We start from the raw sequence: 22272 nt of genomic DNA, 5'->3' as shown, positions 1-22272 counted from the left end.
GCACGCTGCCACCGCAGTTCGGGGTGATAAAAATCAGTCGCGCACCGGTCCTGGAGCCAGAACTTCACGCGAGCCATTGGTGTTCATGGAGGTCACGACGCCAGCCATTTCCATCGCTTCGATCATGCGCGCTGCGCGGTTGTAGCCGATCTTCAGCTTGCGCTGCACGGCAGAAATCGATGCACGACGGCTTTCGAGTACAAACTTGACCGCCTCATCGTAAAGCGCGTCGCTTTCGCTGTCTTCACTGCCTTCGCCGCCACCGCCATCAAAGCCGCTGCCGGGCTCTTCCACACCGGCGAGAATATCGTCGTTGTAGTCAGGCGAACCACGCAGTTTCCAGGCTTCTACCACGCGATGCACTTCCTCGTCGGAAACAAACGCGCCGTGTACGCGAATCGGCAGGCTGGTGCCCGGCGGCATGTACAGCATGTCGCCGTGGCCCAACAGTTGTTCGGCACCGCCCTGATCGATGATGGTCCGGGAATCGATCTTGCTCGATACCTGAAACGCCATGCGTGTCGGAATGTTGGCCTTGATCAAACCGGTAATCACATCCACCGAAGGACGCTGTGTCGCGAGGATCAGGTGGATACCTGCCGCACGAGCCTTCTGGGCGATACGGGCGATCAGTTCTTCGACCTTCTTGCCGACGATCATCATCATGTCGGCGAATTCGTCCACCACCACCACGATGGTCGGCAGCTTGGTCAGCAGCGGTGCTTCATCATGGATGCTTTCCCGCTTGTACAGCGGATCGGCAAGTGGCTCCCCGGCATCCTGCGCATCCTTGACTTTCTGGTTGAAGCCCGAGAGGTTACGCACACCCATTTTCGCCATCAGCTTGTAACGGCGTTCCATCTCGGCAACGCTCCAGCGCAAGGCGTTGGCAGCGTCCTTCATGTCCGTAACGACCGGACACAACAGGTGCGGAATGCCTTCGTAGATGGACAGCTCAAGCATCTTCGGATCGATCATGATCAGCTTGGCGTCCTCCGGGCCGGACTTGAACAGAATCGACAGGATCATGGCGTTCACACCAACCGACTTACCGGAACCGGTCGTACCAGCCACCAGCAAGTGGGGCATCTTGGCCAGATCGGTAATCACTGGCTTGCCGCCGATGTCGTGGCCCAGCGCCAGGGTAACAGGCGACTTGGCATTATCGTATTCAGGGGTCGACAGCACCTCGGAGAAGCGCACGATCTGGCGGTCTTCGTTGGGGATTTCGATACCGACAGTGGTCTTGCCCGGGATCACCTCAACCACACGCACGCTGGTTACCGCCAATGAGCGTGCAAGGTCCTTGGCGAGGTTGGCAATGCGACTGACCTTGACGCCAGCGGCCGGCTGAATCTCGTAACGGGTAATGACCGGACCGGGATGGATGGAGTCAACCGAGACCTCGACACCAAATTCCTTGAGCTTGATTTCCAGCAGATGCCCGACCGCCGCCAGTGACTCTGGCGAGTAGTTGAGCTGCTTCTTTTCTGCCGGATCAAGGATGGAGATAGGCGGCAAGGTGCCTTCAACTGCGCTGTCTACGAACAGCGGGGCCTGTTTTTCCTTCATGACCCGCTTGCTCGGCTCTGCAGGCTTTGAAGGGGCTGGCGCGATGACTGCAGGCACGTGTTTTTCGCGCTCGGTCATGTGCTTGCTCAGCGACACTTCGCGCTCCATCAGACGCTCTCTGGCCTTGGCCTGCTCGCGACGGTCAGGGGCAACGGGCGCGACCACATCGTTGACGCGCATATCGACCTCACGCAACTGCGCGACCATCTGCTTGCGCTCGGCACGGGCGGTCCACCAGCGGTTCGCCGCCCCTTGGAACAATTCGAACAGGTCAAGGGTGATCTTGCCGGTGACGTCCATCACCTTGAACCACGACAGGTCGGTAAACACTGTCAGGCCGAATAGAAACAGGGCGATGAACAGCAAGGTGCTGCCCTGGATGTTCAGGGCTTTCTTGGCCAGATCGCCCAGCACTTCACCCAGTACACCGCCCGCTGACCCGGGGAAGCCTGCCGAGAAGTGGAAATGAATGTGCGCCAGCGCAGCGCCCGCCAGTATCAGGAATACCAGCCCGATCAGACGCCAGGAGAAAAGCCAGCCACTCCACTGCCAGGGCTCGTGACGATGACGAAACACCTGCCAGGCCTTGATTGCCAGCAGCAGCGGGAAGATATAGGCGAAATAGCCCAGGATCATGAACAGAATATCGGCACAAAAGGCACCGGCACGCCCCGCAGCGTTCTGCACCTGCGCGGCGTTACTGCTGGTGTGGCTCCAGCCGGGATCACTCTGATCGTAGGTCAACAATGCCATTATCAGGTACAGGCACAGGGCGCCAAAGGCGATCAGGGCCCCTTCCTTGAGCCGGTAGTGCAATTGCTGCCGCCAAAGCGGAACAGCGCTGGGTGCTTGGGTGGATTTCTTCAAAACGCTTTAATTCCTGCGCTGTAGCGCGAACATCTCGTTGATTGACCAGAAACGGCTGTCGAACGGCACTGAATGCTCCCGCATGGACAGGGATAGCAGACACCGGGAAGCCCGTTCGGAAGACGTTTGAATGATAACGCCCAAAGCAGGCATTGTACGGCTTTACAGGCGCTTGGGTCTGTACGAAAACACGCCAGACCGACTTCAGACAGTTCCGCAACGCGGGCCATGCTTTCATGTTCGCTGATGATGTTCAATTTGAGCATGCATTCCGTTTTGTGACAAAGGCTTATGACGTGTTTCTATCAACCGCCCACAACTTCAAGGGCTGCACCATCATCGCCGCGCCCTTGCCCTACCGTATGTGCCAGGTACGCGCCATAATGACAACCGCTTGTGACCACGCCTGCCGCACAGAGTTGCACTGACTGGCGGGTCCGCCCTCCCCTTCCGCAAAGTTGTGATGCCATGCTGAACTGGTTGAACCGCAACAGCCTAGATTTCCCACCACTGGAAAAAGCCCTCCGCGAGCCTAACGGCTTGCTCGCAGCCGGTGGAGACCTGTCGGCCGATCGTCTGATCAATGCTTACCGGCACGGCTGCTTTCCATGGTTTCAGGACGGCCAGCCGATTCTCTGGTGGTCTCCCGATCCGCGTACCGTACTGTTTCCCGAAGAGCTGCACGTTTCGCGCAGCCTTGGCAAAATGTTGCGCCAGTCTCGCTATCGAGTGACCTTCGATCAGGATTTCGCGAGCGTGATCAAGGCCTGCGCTGCGCCCCGCAGTTACGCCAATGAAACCTGGATTACCGGCTCGATGCAGGATGCCTATCTCGAGCTGCACCGACGTGGCCATGCGCACAGCGTCGAGGTCTGGGACCAGGATGAGCTGGTCGGCGGGCTGTATGGCCTGGCAATGGGCCAGTTGTTCTTCGGAGAGTCAATGTTCAGTCGTGCAGACAACGCTTCCAAAGTCGGATTCGCCACGCTGGTCCGGCACCTGACTGAATGGGGTTTTGTATTGATCGATTGCCAGATGCCGACCCAACACCTTCACAGCTTCGGCGCACGCTCGATTCCCCGGCAGACTTTTGCCGACTATCTGTCCCGCCACCTTGATCAACCGACCGGTGCCGACTGGTCATCTAGGCGAGTTTGACAGGCTGGCATACACTCATGGGTAGGGATTTACCATTAGGCGACGACAATGACAGAGCTGGCGAGGCTGAAGTTTTATGCCACTCAACCGCACACCTGCAGTTACCTGCCTGAAGAGCAGGCGACTACCCTGTTTCTGGACCCCAGCCAGCCAATGGATGTGCAGGTCTACGCCGACCTGTCGGACATGGGCTTTCGCCGTAGCGGCGATCACCTTTACCGCCCCCACTGCCAGAACTGCAGCGCTTGCGTGCCCGCGCGCATTCCTGTGAACCTTTTCGCACCCGACAGGCAGCAAAAACGCATATTGAAACGTAATGCCGATATTCAGGTGCAAAGCGCCAGACCGGCCTTCACCGAGGAATATTTCGATCTTTATCAGCGCTACATAGAACAACGTCACGCTGACGGCGACATGTTTCCACCCAGCCGGGAGCAGTTTTCGACATTTCTGGTTCGCGACCTGCCCTTTTCGCGTTTTTACGAATTCCGCGTCGATCAACGCCTGCTGGCAGTTGCGGTCACCGACCTTTTGCCCAACGGCCTCTCTGCGGTCTACACGTTCTACGAACCTGATGAAGAGCGCCGCAGCCTGGGCCGTTACGCGATTTTATGGCAGATCGCCGAAGCCGCCAGACTTCAACTGCAGGCGGTGTACCTGGGTTACTGGATCAAAAACTGCAAAAAGATGAATTACAAGACCCAATATCGGCCCATTGAGCTACTTACCAATCAAAGATGGGTCACTCTGTATTGAACCCCTTGGCTTAAACTGGTTTTTTCGGGCACAATGCACGCCGCTTTTGCCTGGCGCCACTTGCACCGGGCCACTCATTTGTATACCGAGGGCTTTACTGCATGTCGAAAGAAGACAGCTTCGAAATGGAAGGCACTGTCGTCGACACCCTGCCCAACACCATGTTCCGCGTGGAGTTGGAAAACGGGCACGTCGTAACCGCGCATATCTCCGGCAAGATGCGCAAGAATTACATCCGTATTCTGACCGGTGACAAAGTGCGTGTAGAACTGACGCCCTATGACCTGAGCAAAGGGCGCATCACCTACCGCGCTCGTTAAACAGGCATTGACGAAAACGCCCGGCATAAGCCGGGCGTTTTTGTTTGCCTGTTTCATACAACCAGAGACCTCTGGCCTGCCCCGCATCCGTTCACGATGCAGAGCGAGGCTTCGGTGTCAGGCCATTTCTGCTGTGGTTTCGAAGTCGAAGGTAATCTCGCCATCCTTGATATCAATGTGAACCACACCGCCGTGCTCTGACAATTCGCCGAACAGAATCTCTTCGGCCAGTGGCCGCTTGATCTTGTCCTGAATCAGGCGAGCCATCGGTCTGGCCCCCATCGCCGCATCGTAACCACCCTGCGCCAGCCAGCTTCTCGCCGCCTCGGACACTTCGAGCAGTACGCGCTTGTCTTCCAGCTGGGCCTGAAGCTCGGTAAGGAACTTGTCGACCACGCTCTTGATGACTTCGTGGCTGAGACGGCCAAACTGAATGATGGTATCCAGACGGTTGCGGAACTCCGGCGTGAAGCTCTTCTTGATCACTTCCATCGCATCAGACGAGTGGTCCTGATGCGTGAAACCGATCGAAGCACGCGCGGCGGACTCAGCCCCGGCATTGGTGGTCATGATCACGATCACGTTGCGGAAGTCTGCCTTGCGCCCGTTGTTGTCGGTCAGCGTACCGTGGTCCATCACCTGCAAAAGCAGGTTGAAGACTTCCGGGTGAGCCTTTTCGATTTCATCGAGCAGCAGCACGCAATGCGGTTGACGAGTGATGGCTTCAGTCAACAGACCGCCCTGATCGAAACCGACGTAGCCCGGAGGCGCACCGATCAGACGGGAAACGGTATGCCGCTCCATGTACTCGGACATGTCGAAACGAATCAGCTCGACCCCCAGCGCCTTGGCCAACTGGCGAGCGGCTTCGGTCTTGCCGACACCGGTAGGGCCTGCGAACAGGAACGAACCGACTGGCTTGTCAGGCGACTTGAGGCCTGCACGCGAAAGCTTGATCGCCGTAGACAGTGAGTCGATTGCTGCATCCTGACCAAACACGGTGAGCTTCAGATCACGCTCCAGGTTACGCAGCAGCTCCTTGTCCGAACTATTGACGTGTTTTGGCGGAATACGCGCGATCTTGGCGACGATATCTTCGACCTGAGGCACGTCGATGCGCTTGACGCGCTGCTCGACAGGCTGCAGACGCTGGTAGGCACCGGCTTCATCAATGACATCGATAGCCTTGTCGGGCATATGGCGATCATTGATGTAGCGCGACGCAAGCTCAGCGGCGGCACGTAGCGCTTCGTCACTGTATTCGATGCTGTGATGCTGCTCGAAACGACTTTTCAGGCCACGAAGGATGCCGATGGTGTCTTCGACCGAAGGCTCGGACACATCGACTTTCTGGAAGCGACGCGCCAAGGCGCGGTCTTTTTCGAAAATCCCGCGAAACTCCTGAAAGGTTGTAGAGCCGATGCAACGGATCTCGCCAGACGACAGCAACGGCTTTAACAGATTGGAGGCATCCATCACCCCGCCTGACGCTGCACCAGCACCAATGATGGTGTGGATCTCGTCAATGAACAGAATCGCCTGAGGACGCTTGCGCAGCTCATTGAGCAACGCTTTGAAACGCTTCTCGAAATCGCCGCGGTATTTGGTCCCGGCCAGCAGGGCACCCAGATCAAGAGAGTAGACAACGCTGCTGGCGAGCAAATCAGGGACCTGGTTGTCCACGATACGCTTGGCCAGGCCTTCGGCAATAGCCGTTTTACCGACCCCAGCCTCACCGACCAGCAACGGGTTGTTCTTGCGACGACGAGCCAGAATCTGAGCTACACGCTCGACTTCGCTTTCGCGACCTACCAGCGGATCGATGCGCCCCTGGCGCGCCAATTCGTTCAGATTGCTGGCATAGGCATCCAGAGGATTGCCTGAGGAAGATGCTTCACCGCCCTCGTCGTCCTGCATATCCTGCTCACCTTCAGAAGAGTGTTCGCCATGCCCCGGAACCTTGGAGATACCGTGGGCGATATAGTTGACGACATCAATCCGGGCCACGCTCTGCTGCTTGAGCAAAAACACGGCCTGGCTTTCCTGCTCACTGAAAATTGCAACCAGCACGTTGGCGCCGGTCACTTCGCGCTTGCCGGAGCTTTGCACGTGGAAAACTGCCCGTTGCAGCACGCGCTGGAACCCGAGCGTCGGTTGCGTCTCGCGATCCTCGTCATGAACGGGGATCAGCGGAGTGGTGGAGTCGATAAACTCCTGCAGATCATGCTTGAGTTTATCGAGGTTTGCACCGCAGGCACGCAGAACAGTGGCTGCAGCCTCATTATCCAATAGAGCCAGCAGGAGGTGCTCGACCGTCATGAACTCATGACGCTTCGAACGTGCCTCCTTGAAGGCAAGATTGAGGGTGACTTCGAGCTCACGGTTTAACATAGCTTCACCTCATACCCAAGTGGTCGGCGTTTAACCGTCCTTCTCGATCTCACAGAGTAGCGGATGCTGGCTCTCCCTGGCGTATTGATTGACCTGCATTGCCTTGGTCTCGGCGATGTCGCGGGTAAACAATCCGCAGACTGCCCGTCCCTCTGTATGGACGGCCAGCATGACTTTGGTGGCCAGCTCACGATTCAGGTTAAAAAACACCTCGAGTACTTCTACGACGAAATCCATCGGGGTGTAGTCATCGTTGAATAAAACCACCTTGTACATCGGTGGCGCCTGCAGGGTCGGCTTGGCGTCCTGCACCGCGATGCCTGCCGCGTCGTCCTCGTGCGACTGCGGACTGTCCTGATTGAATGTTAGTCGAATCTTGCTAAATGCATGCATGGAAAGAAATGTTCGTTTGAGGGCGGATTGAGCTGTCAGTCGCAGTCTGGACGCTTTTCAAACAGACCGCCACATGACCTTGACTATCAGCTAAACGGTGTTACAAACAATAGAGCCCACATTGGGTAAAAAGGGTCCGCGCAGTCAACCAAAATTTTTGGGGAGGCGGATGGAAGTGGATGATACTCCTGACGGAGTCCTTTGCAGAGGGATATGGCGATGCTTAACGGAAAAGTCAAGTGGTTCAACAATGCAAAAGGTTATGGATTCATAATCGAAGACGGCAAGCCGGATGACGACTTGTTCGCCCATTTCTCGACCATCCAGATGGAAGGTTATAAGACCCTCAAAGCCGGCCAGCCGGTCAGTTTTGAAATCATTCAGGGGCCAAAAGGGCTGCATGCCGTGAATATCGCGCCATTGCTGGCTAAAACAGGTGAGCCTGTGAAGGAAACGCATGCTGCGTCTGAGCATGAACCTGAACATGCACACGCTTGAAATGCTCAATGGAAACAGCCTGACAGTTGACCAGTGGCCTTTCGAGCCAGTTAACTGAATAATCAGAAACACGCAATGAGCCTGTGCCGGACCTTGAGAAACCGCAGCTTTGGTAGCTTGAACCGATGCGACTCCACAGGGTATCGAATTAGCGGTTATTGCACCGCGGATGCCCCGACTGCAATGCCGGGCGAGCTGCAAACGTCAATCCATGACAGAGCCACTAGCGCCCCACTCCTCCGCCAGATCCCGCCTCTTGACGCCTGATTGACACCTCGTAGACATCCCGGTCGTTCGACCAACGGCGGATGTTCATTATTCGATGGCACGCATAGCATTAATGCCTCGCGCCAATGGTTTGATATACTCGCGCCGTGACCGAAGAGTCATAAAGGCTGACCCGTCTGAAATCAGACCCTCAACCTTCCTATGCGTCGGGTCGCTACCTGGCCTGACAGCTTGACGCTCGACTGATGCACCCAACATCACCGCGAATGAACCTCGACCTGGGCCCATGGCCGAACCGTGGGCAAGAGTGCATACCCTGCGCGTATCGAGATTTTGTGCATGCTCAGCAAAACAGAGAGTTAATACGAATGTCCAACCGCTCGAAGATCATCTACACCTTCACCGACGAAGCTCCGGCCCTCGCCACCTATTCGCTGCTGCCTATTATCGAAGCTTTCACAGCCTCCTCCGATATCGACGTGGAAACGCGCGACATCTCCCTGGCGGGCCGTGTTCTTTCAAGCTTCCCGGAGTCGCTTGGCGCCGATCAACAAGTGCCGGATCATCTCGCCGAGCTGGGCAAACTGGCCACTACGCCAGAAGCCAACATCATCAAGCTGCCTAACATCAGCGCCTCGGTCCCTCAATTGAAGGCGACCATCAAGGAGCTTCAGGATCAGGGCTACAAGATTCCCGACTACCCTGAAAACCCTGCCACTGACGCGGAAAAAGAAACCCGCGCACGTTACGACAAGACCAAGGGCAGCGCCGTGAACCCGGTGCTGCGCGAAGGCAACTCCGATCGTCGCGCACCGCTGTCGGTCAAGAATTACGCTCGCAAGCACCCGCACAAGATGGGCGCCTGGTCTGCCGACTCCAAGGCACACGTTGCGCACATGAGCAACGGCGACTTCTACGGCAGCGAAAAAGCTGCCCAGATCGCAGCCGACAACACCGTCAAGATCGAACTGATCGCTCAGGACGGCACCACCACCGTTCTGAAGGAAAAAACTGCCGTCAAGGCTGGCGAAGTCGTTGACTGCTCGGTGATGAGCGCCAAAGCCCTGCGCAGCTTCATTGCCGCCGAGATCGAAGACGCCCGCAAGCAAGGCGTTCTGTTCTCGGTGCATCTGAAAGCCACCATGATGAAGATCTCCGACCCGATCATGTTCGGCCAGATCGTCGATGAGTTCTACAAGGATGCATTGACCAAGCACGCTGACACGCTGAAGCAGATCGGCTTCAGCCTGAACAACGGCATCGGCGACCTGTACGAGCGCATCACCAGCCTGCCTGCTGAAAAACAGGCAGAAATCAAGGCTGACATCGAAGCGGTCTACGCCACTCGCCCACAACTGGCGATGGTCAACTCCGACAAGGGCATCACCAACCTGCACGTACCGAGCGACGTTATTGTCGACGCATCGATGCCAGCAATGATCCGTGACTCCGGCAAAATGTGGGGCACCGACGGTCAACTGCACGATGCCAAGGCAGTGATCCCGGATCGCTGCTACGCCACCATCTATCAAGCGGTCATCGAAGACTGCAAGAAAAATGGCGCGTTCGACCCGACCACTATGGGCAGCGTACCGAACGTTGGTCTGATGGCTCAAAAAGCCGAAGAATATGGCTCCCACGACAAGACCTTCCACATCCAGACCAATGGCGTGGTTCGTGTAACCGACAGCCAGGGCAACCTGCTGATGGAACAGAATGTCGAAGCGGGCGATATCTGGCGCATGTGCCAGGCCAAGGACGCGCCGATCCAGGATTGGGTTAAACTGGCCGTCAACCGCGCTCGCGCCAGCAACACCCCGGCTATCTTCTGGCTGGATTCGTCTCGCGCCCATGACAGCGTGATGATCGAGAAAGTGCGCAAGTACCTGGGCGACCACGACACGTCGGGCCTGGATATCCAGATCCTGTCACCTGTCGACGCGATGAAGCTGACCCTGGAACGCACTCGCGCAGGCAAGGACACCATTTCGGTCACCGGTAACGTTCTGCGCGACTACCTGACCGACCTTTTCCCGATCATGGAACTGGGCACCAGCGCGAAGATGCTGTCGATCGTTCCGTTGATGAACGGCGGCGGCCTGTTCGAAACCGGCGCTGGTGGGTCAGCCCCCAAGCATGTGCAGCAGTTTGTTGAAGAAAACTTCCTGCGCTGGGATTCGCTGGGCGAATTCCTGGCTCTGGCAGCGTCCCTTGAGCATCTAGGCCATGCCTACAACAATCCGAAAGCGCTGGTTCTGTCCAAGACCCTCGACCAGGCCACTGGCGAGTTCCTGGACCGCAACAAGTCGCCTTCGCGCAAGGTCGGCGGCATCGACAACCGTGGCAGCCATTTCTACCTGACCCTGTTCTGGGCTCAGGCACTGGCTGCTCAAAACGACGACGCAGACCTCAAGGCACAGTTCACGCCTTTGGCCAAAACCCTGACCGATAACGAAGAAAAAATCGTTGCCGAACTGAACGCTGTTCAGGGCAAGCCAGTGGCAATTGGCGGCTACTACTTCCCTAACCCGGAAGTCACCAGCAAGGCCATGCGCCCGAGCGCCACTCTCAACGCAGCTATCGATGCGTTGAAAGCGTAAGCGGCAGACCGGTGCGACGCATTACCGCGTCGCCCAGCCAAAAGCCCCGGCCCGCGTGTCGGGGCTTTTGCATTCAGGCGAAAGACATACCCGCAGCCCATACTGAACATTCTTATCTGGCAGCAGAGGATCAATCCATGACCTGGCAAGCCCACGTTACCGTCGCCACCATCGTCGAAGATCAGGGACGCTTCCTGTTCGTCGAAGAAATGAAAGGCGGACGCGCCGTACTCAACCAACCCGCCGGGCACCTCGACCCGAACGAGAGCCTGCAACGTGCGGCAGTGCGCGAAACCCTTGAAGAAACCGGCTGGGACGTCGAACTGACCAGCGTGGTGGGTATTTACCTGTACACCACGCCGAGCAACGGCGTGACCTACCAGCGGATATGTTTCGCCGCCAAGGCCATACGCCATAACCCTGAATATCAGTTGGACGAAGGCATCGTTGGCGCCGTCTGGCTGACTCGCGACGAACTGCTGGCCCAACAGGAGCGCTGGCGCAGTGAGCTGGTACTGCGCTGCCTGGACGATTACCTCAATGCCGAACATTTCAGTCTCGACCTGCTGCGCGACAAGGCGTGAGACTCGACGCCCTCAGCCTGATAGAATCGCGTCCTTTTACAGGTCAGCCGTTGAATCCCCATGCGTGATCCAGCCCCCTCGAACTCAGAAATGAAGCGCGTCATAGTCGGCATGTCCGGCGGCGTGGACTCTTCCGTTTCCGCCGTACTGCTCATGGAGCAGGGTTATCAGGTGGAAGGCTTGTTCATGAAGAACTGGGAAGAAGACGACGGAACGGAATATTGCACCGCCCGCGAAGACCTGGCAGATGCCCAGGCCGTGTGTGACAAGATCGGCATCAAGCTGCACACGGCCAACTTCGCCGCCGAGTACTGGGACAATGTCTTCGAACATTTCCTTGAAGAGTACAAGGCCGGGCGCACACCCAACCCGGACATCCTCTGCAACCGGGAAATCAAGTTCAAGGCGTTTCTTAATTATGCGCTGATGCTGGGTGCCGACCTGATCGCCACTGGTCACTACGTGCGCCGTCGCGATATCGATGGCCGCACCGAACTGCTCAAGGGCCTGGACCCGAACAAGGATCAGAGCTACTTCCTGCATGCCGTCGGTGGCGAACAGATCGCCCGGACGCTGTTTCCAGTGGGCGAGCTGGAAAAGCCGGAAGTACGTGCCATTGCTGAGAAACACGGCCTGGCGACGGCCAAAAAAAAGGACTCCACCGGAATCTGCTTCATTGGCGAGCGCCGTTTCACCGACTTCCTGCGTCAGTACCTGCCCGCCCAGCCTGGAGAGATCAAGACCACCGAAGGCGAAGTCATCGGTCGTCACAGCGGCCTGATGTATCACACCATCGGCCAGCGCCAGGGCCTTGGGATTGGCGGTCTCAAGGACGCCAGCGATGATCCGTGGTACGTGCTGGTCAAGGATCTGGACAACAACGAACTGATCGTTGGCCAGGGCAACGACCACCCGTGGCTGTTTTCCCGCGCACTGGTGTCTTCGGAAATATACTGGGTCAATCCGATTGACCTGAGCAGCCCGCGCAAACTCACGGCGAAAGTCCGTTACCGTCAGAGCGACCAGCCATGCACACTGGAAAAGACCACCGACGGCTACCGAGCCACATTCGATGATCCGCAACGGGCTGTCACACCCGGACAGTCCGTGGTGTTCTACGATGGCGAAATATGTCTGGGTGGCGGCGTGATCGAAATTGCCGAACCCTGGACCAGCAAGGACAAGCGTTGATGACTCCGATTCAGGAACAACTGATCGCTCTGGGTGGCGTATTTCAGGCCGCCGTACTGGTCGACCGGATCGCCAAGACCGGACAGGTCAGCGAAGCGGCGCTGAGCTGCATGCTCGGCAGCCTGCTGGTGGTTGACCCGAAGGATACGCTGGACGTCTACGGCGGCGATGACCTCAACCTGCACGAAGGCTATCGCGCCATGGCCAGCGCTCTGGAACGCGACCCTGCGACACTGCAGCGCGAACCGCTGCGCTACGCCCTGTCGATGCTCGGCCTGGAGCGACAGCTGGCCAAACGCGACGACCTGCTCGAAATCATCGGCAGGCGCATCCCGGTGATTCAATCGCAGGTCGAACATTTCGGCATCGCTCACGAAAACGTGATCGCTGCGACCGGTGCCCTTTACGAAGATACCCTGAGCACCCTGCGCCAACGCATTCAGGTCCAGGGCGATATGCGCAACCTGCAGCAACCGAACAATGCATCGAAGATTCGCGCCATCCTGCTGGCAGGCATTCGCTCCGCGCGCCTGTGGCGACAAGTTGGCGGTCATCGCTGGCAACTGGTGTTCAGCCGTCGCAAGCTATTGAAAGAACTCTACCCATTGCTGCACGGCTGATCCGCCACGCACCAATGACCTTCACCACCACAGGCACGGCGCTGTCTACGCTGGTCGGCGGGCTCCGGTCCGAGTGACTTTTCATGTATGATATGCGCCCTTTTCGTTGCCCGACTGTCCGAGAGCATCCCATGCAGCTTTCTTCGCTCACTGCGGTTTCCCCTGTTGATGGCCGCTACGCCGGCAAAACCCAGGCCTTGCGCCCTATTTTCAGCGAATACGGCCTGATCCGTTTCCGTGTGATGGTTGAAGTTCGCTGGCTCCAGCGCCTGGCGGCTCACCCGCAAATCACCGAAGTCCCGGCTTTCTCCGCGCAAGCCAATGCCATTCTCAACACATTGGCTGAAGACTTTTCGGTGGAGCATGCCGAGCGCGTCAAGGAAATCGAGCGCACCACCAACCACGACGTCAAGGCCGTGGAATACCTGCTCAAGGAGCAGGCTGCCAAGTTGCCAGAGCTGGACAAGGTCAGCGAGTTCATCCATTTTGCATGCACCAGCGAGGACATCAACAACCTTTCTCACGCACTGATGCTGCGCGAGGGCCGTGACACTGTAATGCTGCCGCTGATGCGCCAGATTGCCGATGCTATCCGTGAACTGGCGATCCGCTTCGCTGACGTGCCGATGCTCTCGCGTACCCACGGCCAGCCAGCTTCCCCGACTACGCTGGGCAAGGAATTGGCCAACGTGGTTTACCGCCTGGAACGCCAGATCAACCAGATCGCCGCAGTGCCCTTGCTGGGCAAGATCAACGGTGCGGTCGGCAACTACAACGCCCACCTCTCCGCCTATGCCGATATCGACTGGGAAGCCAACGCGCGCGCGTTCATCGAAGACGAGCTGGGTCTGGGCTTCAACCCCTACACCACGCAAATCGAACCGCATGACTACATCGCCGAACTGTTTGATGCAATTGCGCGCTTCAACACTATCCTGATCGACTTCGACCGCGATATCTGGGGCTATATATCTCTGGGCTACTTCAAGCAGCGCACCATTGCTGGCGAAATCGGCTCGTCGACCATGCCACACAAGGTCAACCCGATCGATTTCGAAAACTCTGAAGGCAATCTGGGCATCGCCAACGCGCTGTTCCAGCATCTGGCAAGCAAACTGCCTGTCTCTCGCTGGCAGCGCGACCTGACCGACTCCACCGTCCTGCGCAACCTGGGCGTCGGTTTTGCCCATAGCGTTATTGCTTACGAAGCCAGCCTCAAAGGCATCAGCAAGCTGGAACTGAACGAGCAACGCATCGCTGCCGACCTGGACGCGTGCTGGGAAGTTCTGGCAGAGCCGATTCAGACCGTCATGCGCCGTTACAACATCGAAAATCCGTACGAAAAACTGAAAGAACTGACACGCGGCAAGGGTATCGGCCCGGAAGCGTTGCAGACTTTCATCGACGGTCTGGACATGCCTGCCGATGCAAAGGCCGAGCTGAAGAAGCTCACGCCAGCCAATTACATCGGTAACGCAGCGGCTCAGGCCAAGCGCATCTGACACGCAAAAAAATTGCACACGCCCGGCTGTGCCGGGCGTTTTCATTTCAAGGGCTTACACATGAATCCTGATATTCCTCTGCAACTTCTGGGCGGCATCAGTGCACGCGTTTTTCTGCGTGACTACTGGCAGAAAAGACCGCTGCTGATCCGCCAGGCTCTGCCGGACTTTCAAAGCCCGATCGATGCGGACGAGCTGGCTGGCCTTGCTCTGGAGGAAGAAGTCGAATCCCGCCTGGTCATCGAAAACGGCGAGCGTCCCTGGGAACTGCGTCGCGGCCCCTTTGCGGAGGATGAATTCAGCAAGCTGCCCGAACGCGACTGGACCCTGCTGGTGCAGGCCGTGGACCAGTTCGTTCCGGAAGTCAGTGAACTGCTGGAAAACTTCCGCTTCCTGCCAAGCTGGCGCATCGACGATGTCATGATCAGCTACGCCGCCCCAGGTGGCAGCGTCGGCCCGCATTTCGACAACTATGACGTGTTCCTGCTTCAGGGCCACGGCAAGCGTCACTGGCAGATCGGCCAGATGTGTGACGCAGAAAGCCCGCTGCTGCAGCATGCCGACCTGCGCATCCTTGCCGAATTCGAAAAAACCGAAGAGTGGACGCTGGAACCGGGCGACATGCTTTACCTGCCGCCACGCCTGGCTCACTGCGGCGTCGCCGTCGACGACTGTCTTACCTATTCGGTCGGTTTCCGCGCTCCAAGCGCTGCCGAGGTCCTGACTCACTTCACCGACTTCCTCAGCCAGTTCATCCCGGATGAAGAACGCTATACCGACGCCGACGCGCAACCGGTCAGCGATCCGCATCAAATCCAGCACGACGCGCTGGACCGCCTCAAAGCGCTGCTGACCGAGCACATGAGTGACGAGCGCCTGCTGCTGACCTGGTTCGGCCAGTTCATGACCGAACCTCGCTACCCCGAACTGGTCACCGGTCCGGAACTGGAGGAAAACGACCTGCTCGACAGCCTCGAACAGGGCGCGGTACTGATTCGCAACCCGAGCGCAAGACTGGCGTGGTCTGAAGTCGACGACGATCTGCTACTGTTTGCCAGTGGTCAGAGCCGTCTGTTGCCGGGCAGTCTGCGCGAATTGCTTAAACTGATCTGTGCCGCCGACGCATTGCACAGTGAAAACCTCGGCCAATGGTTGGTCGATGACGATGGACGCAATCTGCTTTGCGAACTCGTAAAACAAGGAAGCCTGGGATTTGCCGATGAATAAAGTCACCGTAGCTGTCGCACAATGGCAGAAAAACAACGCCGACATCCGGCGCATACGCGATTCGGTATTCATCGCCGAGCAATCGGTGCCGCCGGAGCTGGAGTGGGACGCCGAAGATGCGACTGCCGTGCATTTTCTCGCCTATGAAGGGGAATACGCAGTAGGCACCGCTCGCCTGCTGCCCGACGGTGAAATCGGTCGGCTGTCGGTGCTCAAGGACTGGCGTGGCCTGAAAGTCGGTGAAGCGTTGCTCGGTGCGGTGATCCACGAGGCCGAACAACGTGGGCTGGAGCCGTTGAAGCTCAGCGCCCAGGTGCAGGCCGTCGAGTTTTACCAGCGCTTCGGGTTCGCCGTGGTCAGTGACGAGTTTCTCGAAGCCGGTTTACCGCACGTCGAGATGCGCCGCGACACACCCGAAAGCTGAGTATGTAGGCGCTTTTCACGGCACTACATGATGATCGCCCTGCCCTTTTTCGCTAGACACTTTTCAGGTCGAGACGAAAAACGCCAGGGCGTTTTTGTGTCGGCCCATTCAGCTTGTCCGGCTATGGCCGATACACTGGCAAATTCATGCTTTACGAGCTTACCGCGGAGAATGATCATGTCAGTCCGTAACCTGCTTAACGTGGTAATCACCTCAGTGCTGATCGCATTCAGCACTCAGGCCCTTTCAGCGACCGAGGTCGTTCCGCTCAATTACCGCACCAGTGCCGATCTACTACCCGTAGCTAAATCCTTTCTAGGCACCGAAGGCTCCGTCAGTGCTTATGGCAATCAACTGATTGTCAATGCAGAGTCGCGCAAGATAGAAGAGCTTCGCACCCTGATTGCGCAACTCGATACCGCGCCGAAACGCCTGTTGATCAGCGTCGACACAAGCGATAGCGCGACGCGCAACAGCAGTGGCTCACGCGTCATCGAGTACGGCACAACCAGCCGTGATGGCGGCGTTCAGCAAGTGCAGACCAGCGAAGGTACGCCAGCACTTATCCAGATCGGTCAAAGCGTTCCGCTGACCTCCTCGTCCACGGATTCCTATGGCTATTCTCAAAGCAATACTGAATATCGCAATGTAACCCAGGGCTTTTACGTCACTGCCAGTGTGACCGGCGATACCGTTCACCTGAGCATCAGCACCAACCATGACCGCATGAGTCAGGAACGCGCTGATGCCATAAAAGTGCAAAGTACCGACAGCCAGGTCAGCGGCCGGCTCGGAGAATGGATCACACTGGCGAGCAATAGCGATCAATCGGTTGCCGATCAGCGTGGCCTCGCACAACGCTATTCCACCCAGGGTCGCGACGACATGATTTTGCGCGTAAAGGTCGAAACCCTCGAGTAGCCTGCGCTGGCGCGAAACCCAGCACCTACGGGCCTTTTAGTGACTCACCAGTCTGTTTACGCAATTATGTAGTGTGATTAAAAAAGCACTACAAATTGTTTGACGACCCCGATACCCCGAGGCATGATTGCCTCGCTCCCGCTGATTGGAGGCTGCGCAAAAAGCCTTTGATTGTCGCTCTCCGAGCAGCGAGCAGCCATCTACAGTGCCTTCGATAAACGAGGCGTTTTGGCGGAGCAGGACTTCTAATCAAGACCTACTTCTCGGGGTTTACAAAATGGCACTGACACGCGAACAACAAATAGCCGCTCTCGAAAAAGACTGGGCCGAAAATCCGCGCTGGAAAAACGTGACCCGTACTTATTCTGCAGCCGATGTGGTCCGCTTGCGTGGCTCGGTTCAACCCGAACACACCTTTGCAAGGCTGGGCGCTGACAAACTGTGGAATCTGGTGACCCAAGGTGCCAGGCCGTCTTTCCGGCCGGATAAGGACTTCGTCAACTGCATGGGCGCTCTGACCGGCGGTCAGGCCGTGCAGCAGGTCAAGGCCGGCATTCAGGCGATCTACCTTTCCGGCTGGCAGGTTGCTGCCGACAACAACTCTGCCGAATCGATGTACCCGGATCAGTCGCTGTACCCGGTCGACTCGGTGCCAACCGTAGTCAAACGCATCAACAATTCATTCCGCCGCGCCGATCAGATCCAGTGGAAAGCCGGCAAGGCTCCGGGCGATGAAGGTTATATCGACTATTTCGCGCCCATCGTGGCCGACGCCGAGGCCGGATTCGGCGGCGTGCTCAATGCGTACGAACTGATGAAAAGCATGATCGAGGCGGGGGCCGCCGGGGTGCATTTTGAAGATCAGTTGGCATCGGTGAAGAAATGCGGCCACATGGGCGGCAAAGTGCTGGTCCCGACTCAGGAAGCGGTTCAAAAACTGGTTGCTGCGCGCCTGGCCGCCGACGTGGCCGGTGTGCCGACGATCATTCTGGCCCGTACCGACGCCAACGCTGCCGACCTGCTGACTTCCGATTGCGACCCCTATGACAAGCCGTTCGTGACCGGCGAACGGACTCCTGAGGGGTTCTACAAAGTACGTGCGGGTCTGGATCAGGCAATCTCACGCGGCCTCGCCTACGCGCCTTATGCCGACCTGATCTGGTGTGAAACCGCCAAGCCGGATCTGGACGAAGCACGCCGCTTCGCCGAAGCGATCAAGAAGGAGTATCCGGACCAATTGCTTTCCTACAACTGCTCGCCGTCCTTCAACTGGAAGAAAAACCTCGACGACGCAACCATCGCCAAGTTTCAGCGCGAGCTTTCGGCCATGGGCTACAAGCACCAGTTCATCACCCTGGCGGGCATTCACAACATGTGGCACAGCATGTTCAACCTGGCGCACGATTACGCCCGCAACGACATGACTGCCTACGTGAAGCTACAGGAACAGGAATTCGCCGATGCTGCCAAGGGCTATACCTTTGTGGCCCACCAGCAGGAAGTGGGCACGGGTTATTTCGATGACATGACCACCGTGATTCAGGGCGGCGTATCGTCGGTAACCGCACTGACCGGCTCGACGGAAGAAGAGCAATTCCACTGACACACCGCGCAACGCGTTGAAAACACAGACCGTCCGTAAGGGCGGTCTGTGTTTTGTGTCAGATAGTGCCTGCATTGATTTCGGACAATGTGCCGCTCATGAACAGATGCTAAAAAACCGCACTTTATAAGCGGTGTCCTGCGTAACTATGCTGCGAGTATCCTTTGGCGAACTATGCAGGCCGATTTAAATGATATTAATTATCATTCAAATTGCCTTTCGTTCCTTTTCGTCATCGAGAAACATAATTAGCCAAAACCTTGCTGACGCCCGGCTGGCATGCCTTACAGCCCTCACGAACGACGGCGGGCGATTAATTTCGTAAATAAATTTGATGTAGAAAATTTACTTGCCAACTGTTTGCACATAAAATCAATCCGTTGACCGCACTGCGACATTTCGTCACTGCCTCGACTCTTTATCAAGCACAGAGACCTTTGCTCTCTAACAAGGACTGCCAGCATGCCCGAATCGACAGGTCTGATTGCCCACAACTGGGGCTTCGCCATTTTCCTTTTGGGTGTTGTCGGCCTCTGCGCCTTCATGCTCGGCCTCTCCAGCCTGCTAGGAAGCAAGGCCTGGGGCCGCAGCAAGAACGAACCTTTCGAATCCGGCATGCTGCCTACCGGCAGTGCGCGCCTGCGGCTCTCCGCAAAATTCTATCTGGTCGCGATGCTCTTCGTGATCTTTGACATTGAAGCCCTCTTTCTCTTTGCCTGGTCTGTGTCCGTCCGCGAAAGCGGCTGGACCGGATTCGTCGAAGCTCTCGTTTTCATAGCAATTCTGTTGGCAGGTCTTGTCTACCTATGGCGGGTTGGCGCTCTTGACTGGGCTCCTGAAGGTCGCCGTAATCGGCAAGCGAAGCTGAAACAATGAGGCTTTGGCGATGCAATATAATCTCACCAGGATCGACCCGGACGCTCCTAACGAGCATTACCCCATCGGCAAACGGGAAACCGTTTCCGATCCGTTAGAAGATCAAGTCCACAAAAATATCTACATGGGCAAGCTGGAAGACGTGCTGAATGGTGCGGTCAACTGGGGACGTAAGAACTCCCTGTGGCCCTACAATTTCGGCTTGTCGTGCTGCTATGTGGAAATGACCACCGCCTTTACGGCCCCTCACGATATCGCGCGCTTCGGTGCGGAAGTTATCCGGGCGTCGCCACGGCAGGCGGATTTCATGGTCATTGCCGGTACCTGCTTCATAAAGATGGCACCGATCATCCAGCGTCTCTACGAGCAAATGCTCGAACCCAAGTGGGTCATCTCCATGGGTTCATGTGCCAACTCCGGTGGCATGTACGACATCTACTCAGTGGTCCAGGGGGTGGACAAGTTCCTTCCCGTGGATGTCTACGTGCCCGGCTGCCCGCCCCGCCCCGAAGCATTTCTGCAAGGCTTGATGCTGTTGCAGGAATCCATCGGCAAGGAGCGTCGCCCTCTTTCCTGGGTCGTTGGCGATCAAGGCGTATACCGCGCCGAGATGCCTTCGCAAAAGGAACAGCGCCGCGAACAGCGTATTCAGGTGACCAACCTGCGCAGCCCCGACGAAGTCTGATACAGCCCGTTCTTCTTATAAAAAAGACAGGAACCGGGGTTGATTCTGTACGTTGACCGAAGTGATTGAGACCTATGACTGCAGACAACGCTCTGTACATCCCGCCTTACAAGGCTGACGACCAAGACGTCGTCGTTGAACTGAACAACCGTTTTGGTGCCGAGGCGTTCACTGCCCAGCCGACCCGTACCGGCATGCCGGTGCTGTGGGTCGAGCGCGCCCGGCTGTTTGAAATTCTGACGTTCCTGCGCAACGTGCCCAAGCCCTACTCCATGCTCTATGACCTGCATGGCGTGGACGAGCGTCTGCGCACCAACCGTCGCGGTCTGCCCGGTGCAGACTTCACCGTGTTCTATCACCTGCTGTCGATCGAGCGAAACAGCGACGTCATGATCAAGGTAGCGCTGTCCGAAAGCGACCTGAGCGTGCCCACCATTACCAGTATCTGGCCCAACGCCAATTGGTATGAGCGCGAAGTCTGGGACATGTTCGGCATCGACTTCCCGGGACACCCGCATCTAAGCCGCATCATGATGCCGCCAACCTGGGAAGGTCATCCGCTGCGCAAGGACTTCCCTGCCCGCGCGACGGAGTTTGACCCGTACAGCCTGACCCTCGCCAAACAGCAACTGGAAGAGGAAGCCGCACGTTTCCGTCCGGAAGACTGGGGCATGAAACGTTCTGGCGCGAACGAGGACTACATGTTCCTCAACCTCGGGCCGAACCACCCTTCCGCCCACGGTGCGTTCCGTATCATTCTGCAGCTGGATGGCGAAGAAATCGTCGACTGCGTTCCGGACATCGGCTACCACCACCGTGGTGCAGAAAAGATGGCCGAGCGCCAGTCCTGGCACAGCTTCATCCCGTACACCGACCGCATCGATTATCTCGGCGGGGTGATGAACAACCTGCCTTACGTACTCTCTGTTGAAAAACTGGCAGGCATCAAGGTGCCGGAAAAGGTCGACGTCATCCGCATCATGATGGCCGAGTTCTTCCGTATTACCAGCCACCTGTTGTTTCTGGGTACCTACATCCAGGACGTGGGTGCCATGACGCCGGTGTTCTTTACGTTCACCGACCGCCAGAAAGCCTACACCGTGATCGAAGCCATTACCGGTTTCCGTCTGCATCCGGCCTGGTATCGTATCGGCGGCGTCGCCCACGACCTGCCTCGTGGCTGGGAAAAACTGGTCAAGGACTTCGTCGACTGGTTGCCCAAGCGCCTTGACGAATACACCAAGGCGGCCCTGCAAAACAGTATTCTCAAGGGTCGTACCATTGGCGTCGCCGCCTACAACACCAAGGAAGCCCTCGAGTGGGGCGTCACCGGTGCAGGCCTGCGCTCCACCGGTTGCGACTTCGACCTGCGCAAGGCGCGCCCTTACTCGGGCTACGAGAACTTCGAATTCGAAGTGCCACTGGCCGCCAACGGCGATGCCTATGACCGCTGCATGGTCCGCGTCGAAGAGATGCGCCAGAGCATCAAGATCATCGACCAGTGCATGCGCAACATGCCGGAAGGCCCGTACAAGGCGGATCACCCGCTGACCACGCCGCCACCGAAAGAGCGCACCCTGCAGCACATCGAAACCCTGATCACGCACTTCCTGCAGGTTTCGTGGGGCCCGGTCATGCCGGCCAACGAGTCCTTCCAGATGATCGAAGCGACCAAGGGTATCAACAGCTATTACCTGACGAGCGACGGCGGCACCATGAGCTACCGTACCCGGATCCGCACCCCGAGTTACCCGCACCTGCAGCAGATCCCTTCGGTGATCAAAGGCAGCATGGTTGCGGACTTGATCGCGTACCTGGGTAGTATCGATTTCGTTATGGCCGACGTGGACCGCTAA

At 57.4% G+C, this 22272-nt stretch carries 19 protein-coding genes; 16 read left to right on the top strand and 3 right to left on the bottom strand.

The window, feature by feature from the left end; genetic code table 11:
- Window positions 1-33: 33 nt before the first annotated feature.
- Window positions 34-2439, bottom strand: coding sequence for a DNA translocase FtsK (gene ftsK / locus RGM3321_RS07625; RefSeq protein ID WP_244392358.1), 2406 nt, complete (start codon window positions 2437-2439; stop codon window positions 34-36).
- Window positions 2440-2907: 468 nt separating this feature from the next.
- On the opposite strand from ftsK, the gene aat reads away from it, so the two are divergent.
- From aat to infA, 3 genes are all read left to right on the top strand, one after another.
- Window positions 2908-3597 carry a leucyl/phenylalanyl-tRNA--protein transferase gene (aat, locus tag RGM3321_RS07620; protein ID WP_244392357.1) on the top strand — a complete coding sequence of 230 codons (690 nt, stop codon included), beginning with the start codon at window positions 2908-2910 and terminating at the stop codon, window positions 3595-3597.
- A 48-nt stretch (window positions 3598-3645) separates the two neighbouring features.
- Complete coding sequence (locus RGM3321_RS07615) at window positions 3646-4353, top strand: arginyltransferase (RefSeq protein ID WP_058400396.1); 708 nt, start codon at window positions 3646-3648, stop codon at window positions 4351-4353.
- 101 nt (window positions 4354-4454) lie between these two features.
- A complete protein-coding gene (gene infA / locus RGM3321_RS07610; protein ID WP_002553999.1) occupies window positions 4455-4673 on the top strand; it encodes a translation initiation factor IF-1 in 219 nt (72 codons plus the stop codon).
- A gap of 117 nt (window positions 4674-4790) precedes the next feature.
- On the opposite strand, the gene clpA is transcribed toward infA, so the two are convergent.
- Window positions 4791-7064 carry an ATP-dependent Clp protease ATP-binding subunit ClpA gene (gene clpA / locus RGM3321_RS07605; protein ID WP_004665689.1) on the bottom strand — a complete coding sequence of 758 codons (2274 nt, stop codon included), beginning with the start codon at window positions 7062-7064 and terminating at the stop codon, window positions 4791-4793.
- A 30-nt stretch (window positions 7065-7094) separates the two neighbouring features.
- Window positions 7095-7457 carry an ATP-dependent Clp protease adapter ClpS gene (clpS, locus tag RGM3321_RS07600; protein ID WP_002554001.1) on the bottom strand — a complete coding sequence of 121 codons (363 nt, stop codon included), beginning with the start codon at window positions 7455-7457 and terminating at the stop codon, window positions 7095-7097.
- Window positions 7458-7670: 213 nt separating this feature from the next.
- On the opposite strand from clpS, the gene cspD reads away from it, so the two are divergent.
- The 13 genes from cspD to nuoC all read left to right on the top strand — a co-directional run bounded on the left by cspD (window position 7671) and on the right by nuoC (window position 22272).
- Window positions 7671-7955: a cold shock domain-containing protein CspD gene (cspD, locus tag RGM3321_RS07595; RefSeq protein ID WP_279613933.1), complete on the top strand. Its 285-nt coding sequence runs from the start codon at window positions 7671-7673 to the stop codon at window positions 7953-7955.
- A 596-nt stretch (window positions 7956-8551) separates the two neighbouring features.
- Entirely contained in the window at window positions 8552-10783 is a 2232-nt protein-coding gene (locus RGM3321_RS07590) for an NADP-dependent isocitrate dehydrogenase (RefSeq protein WP_244392356.1), read from the top strand.
- A 137-nt stretch (window positions 10784-10920) separates the two neighbouring features.
- On the top strand, window positions 10921-11367 hold the full coding sequence (locus tag RGM3321_RS07585; RefSeq protein WP_244392355.1) for an NUDIX hydrolase: 447 nt from the start codon (window positions 10921-10923) through the stop codon (window positions 11365-11367).
- Between the two features lie 60 nt (window positions 11368-11427).
- A complete protein-coding gene (mnmA, locus tag RGM3321_RS07580; protein WP_244392354.1) occupies window positions 11428-12558 on the top strand; it encodes a tRNA 2-thiouridine(34) synthase MnmA in 1131 nt (376 codons plus the stop codon).
- A complete protein-coding gene (gene hflD, locus RGM3321_RS07575; protein WP_002554006.1) occupies window positions 12558-13178 on the top strand; it encodes a high frequency lysogenization protein HflD in 621 nt (206 codons plus the stop codon). The genes mnmA and hflD overlap by 1 nt, the downstream gene beginning before the upstream one ends.
- Before the next feature lie 131 nt (window positions 13179-13309).
- Window positions 13310-14680: an adenylosuccinate lyase gene (gene purB, locus RGM3321_RS07570; RefSeq protein ID WP_244392353.1), complete on the top strand. Its 1371-nt coding sequence runs from the start codon at window positions 13310-13312 to the stop codon at window positions 14678-14680.
- A gap of 60 nt (window positions 14681-14740) precedes the next feature.
- Window positions 14741-15907: a cupin domain-containing protein gene (locus tag RGM3321_RS07565; RefSeq protein ID WP_244392352.1), complete on the top strand. Its 1167-nt coding sequence runs from the start codon at window positions 14741-14743 to the stop codon at window positions 15905-15907.
- A complete protein-coding gene (locus RGM3321_RS07560) occupies window positions 15900-16331 on the top strand; it encodes a GNAT family N-acetyltransferase (RefSeq protein WP_244392351.1) in 432 nt (143 codons plus the stop codon). Before RGM3321_RS07565 ends, RGM3321_RS07560 begins: the two co-directional genes overlap by 8 nt.
- Window positions 16332-16508: 177 nt before the next feature.
- Complete coding sequence (locus RGM3321_RS07555) at window positions 16509-17252, top strand: secretin N-terminal domain-containing protein (protein ID WP_244392350.1); 744 nt, start codon at window positions 16509-16511, stop codon at window positions 17250-17252.
- A 277-nt stretch (window positions 17253-17529) separates the two neighbouring features.
- Entirely contained in the window at window positions 17530-18855 is a 1326-nt protein-coding gene (gene aceA, locus RGM3321_RS07550) for an isocitrate lyase (RefSeq protein ID WP_244392349.1), read from the top strand.
- A gap of 462 nt (window positions 18856-19317) precedes the next feature.
- Window positions 19318-19731, top strand: a complete 414-nt coding sequence (locus RGM3321_RS07545) for an NADH-quinone oxidoreductase subunit A (RefSeq protein ID WP_002554011.1) — start codon at window positions 19318-19320, stop codon at window positions 19729-19731.
- Between the two features lie 10 nt (window positions 19732-19741).
- Window positions 19742-20416: an NADH-quinone oxidoreductase subunit B gene (locus tag RGM3321_RS07540; protein ID WP_244392348.1), complete on the top strand. Its 675-nt coding sequence runs from the start codon at window positions 19742-19744 to the stop codon at window positions 20414-20416.
- Between the two features lie 74 nt (window positions 20417-20490).
- Complete coding sequence (nuoC, locus tag RGM3321_RS07535; protein ID WP_011268276.1) at window positions 20491-22272, top strand: NADH-quinone oxidoreductase subunit C/D; 1782 nt, start codon at window positions 20491-20493, stop codon at window positions 22270-22272.

It is taken from the genome of Pseudomonas sp. RGM 3321, assembly GCF_022836805.1.
GTDB lineage: Bacteria > Pseudomonadota > Gammaproteobacteria > Pseudomonadales > Pseudomonadaceae > Aquipseudomonas.
This window is presented reverse-complemented; position numbering and strand designations above follow the sequence as displayed.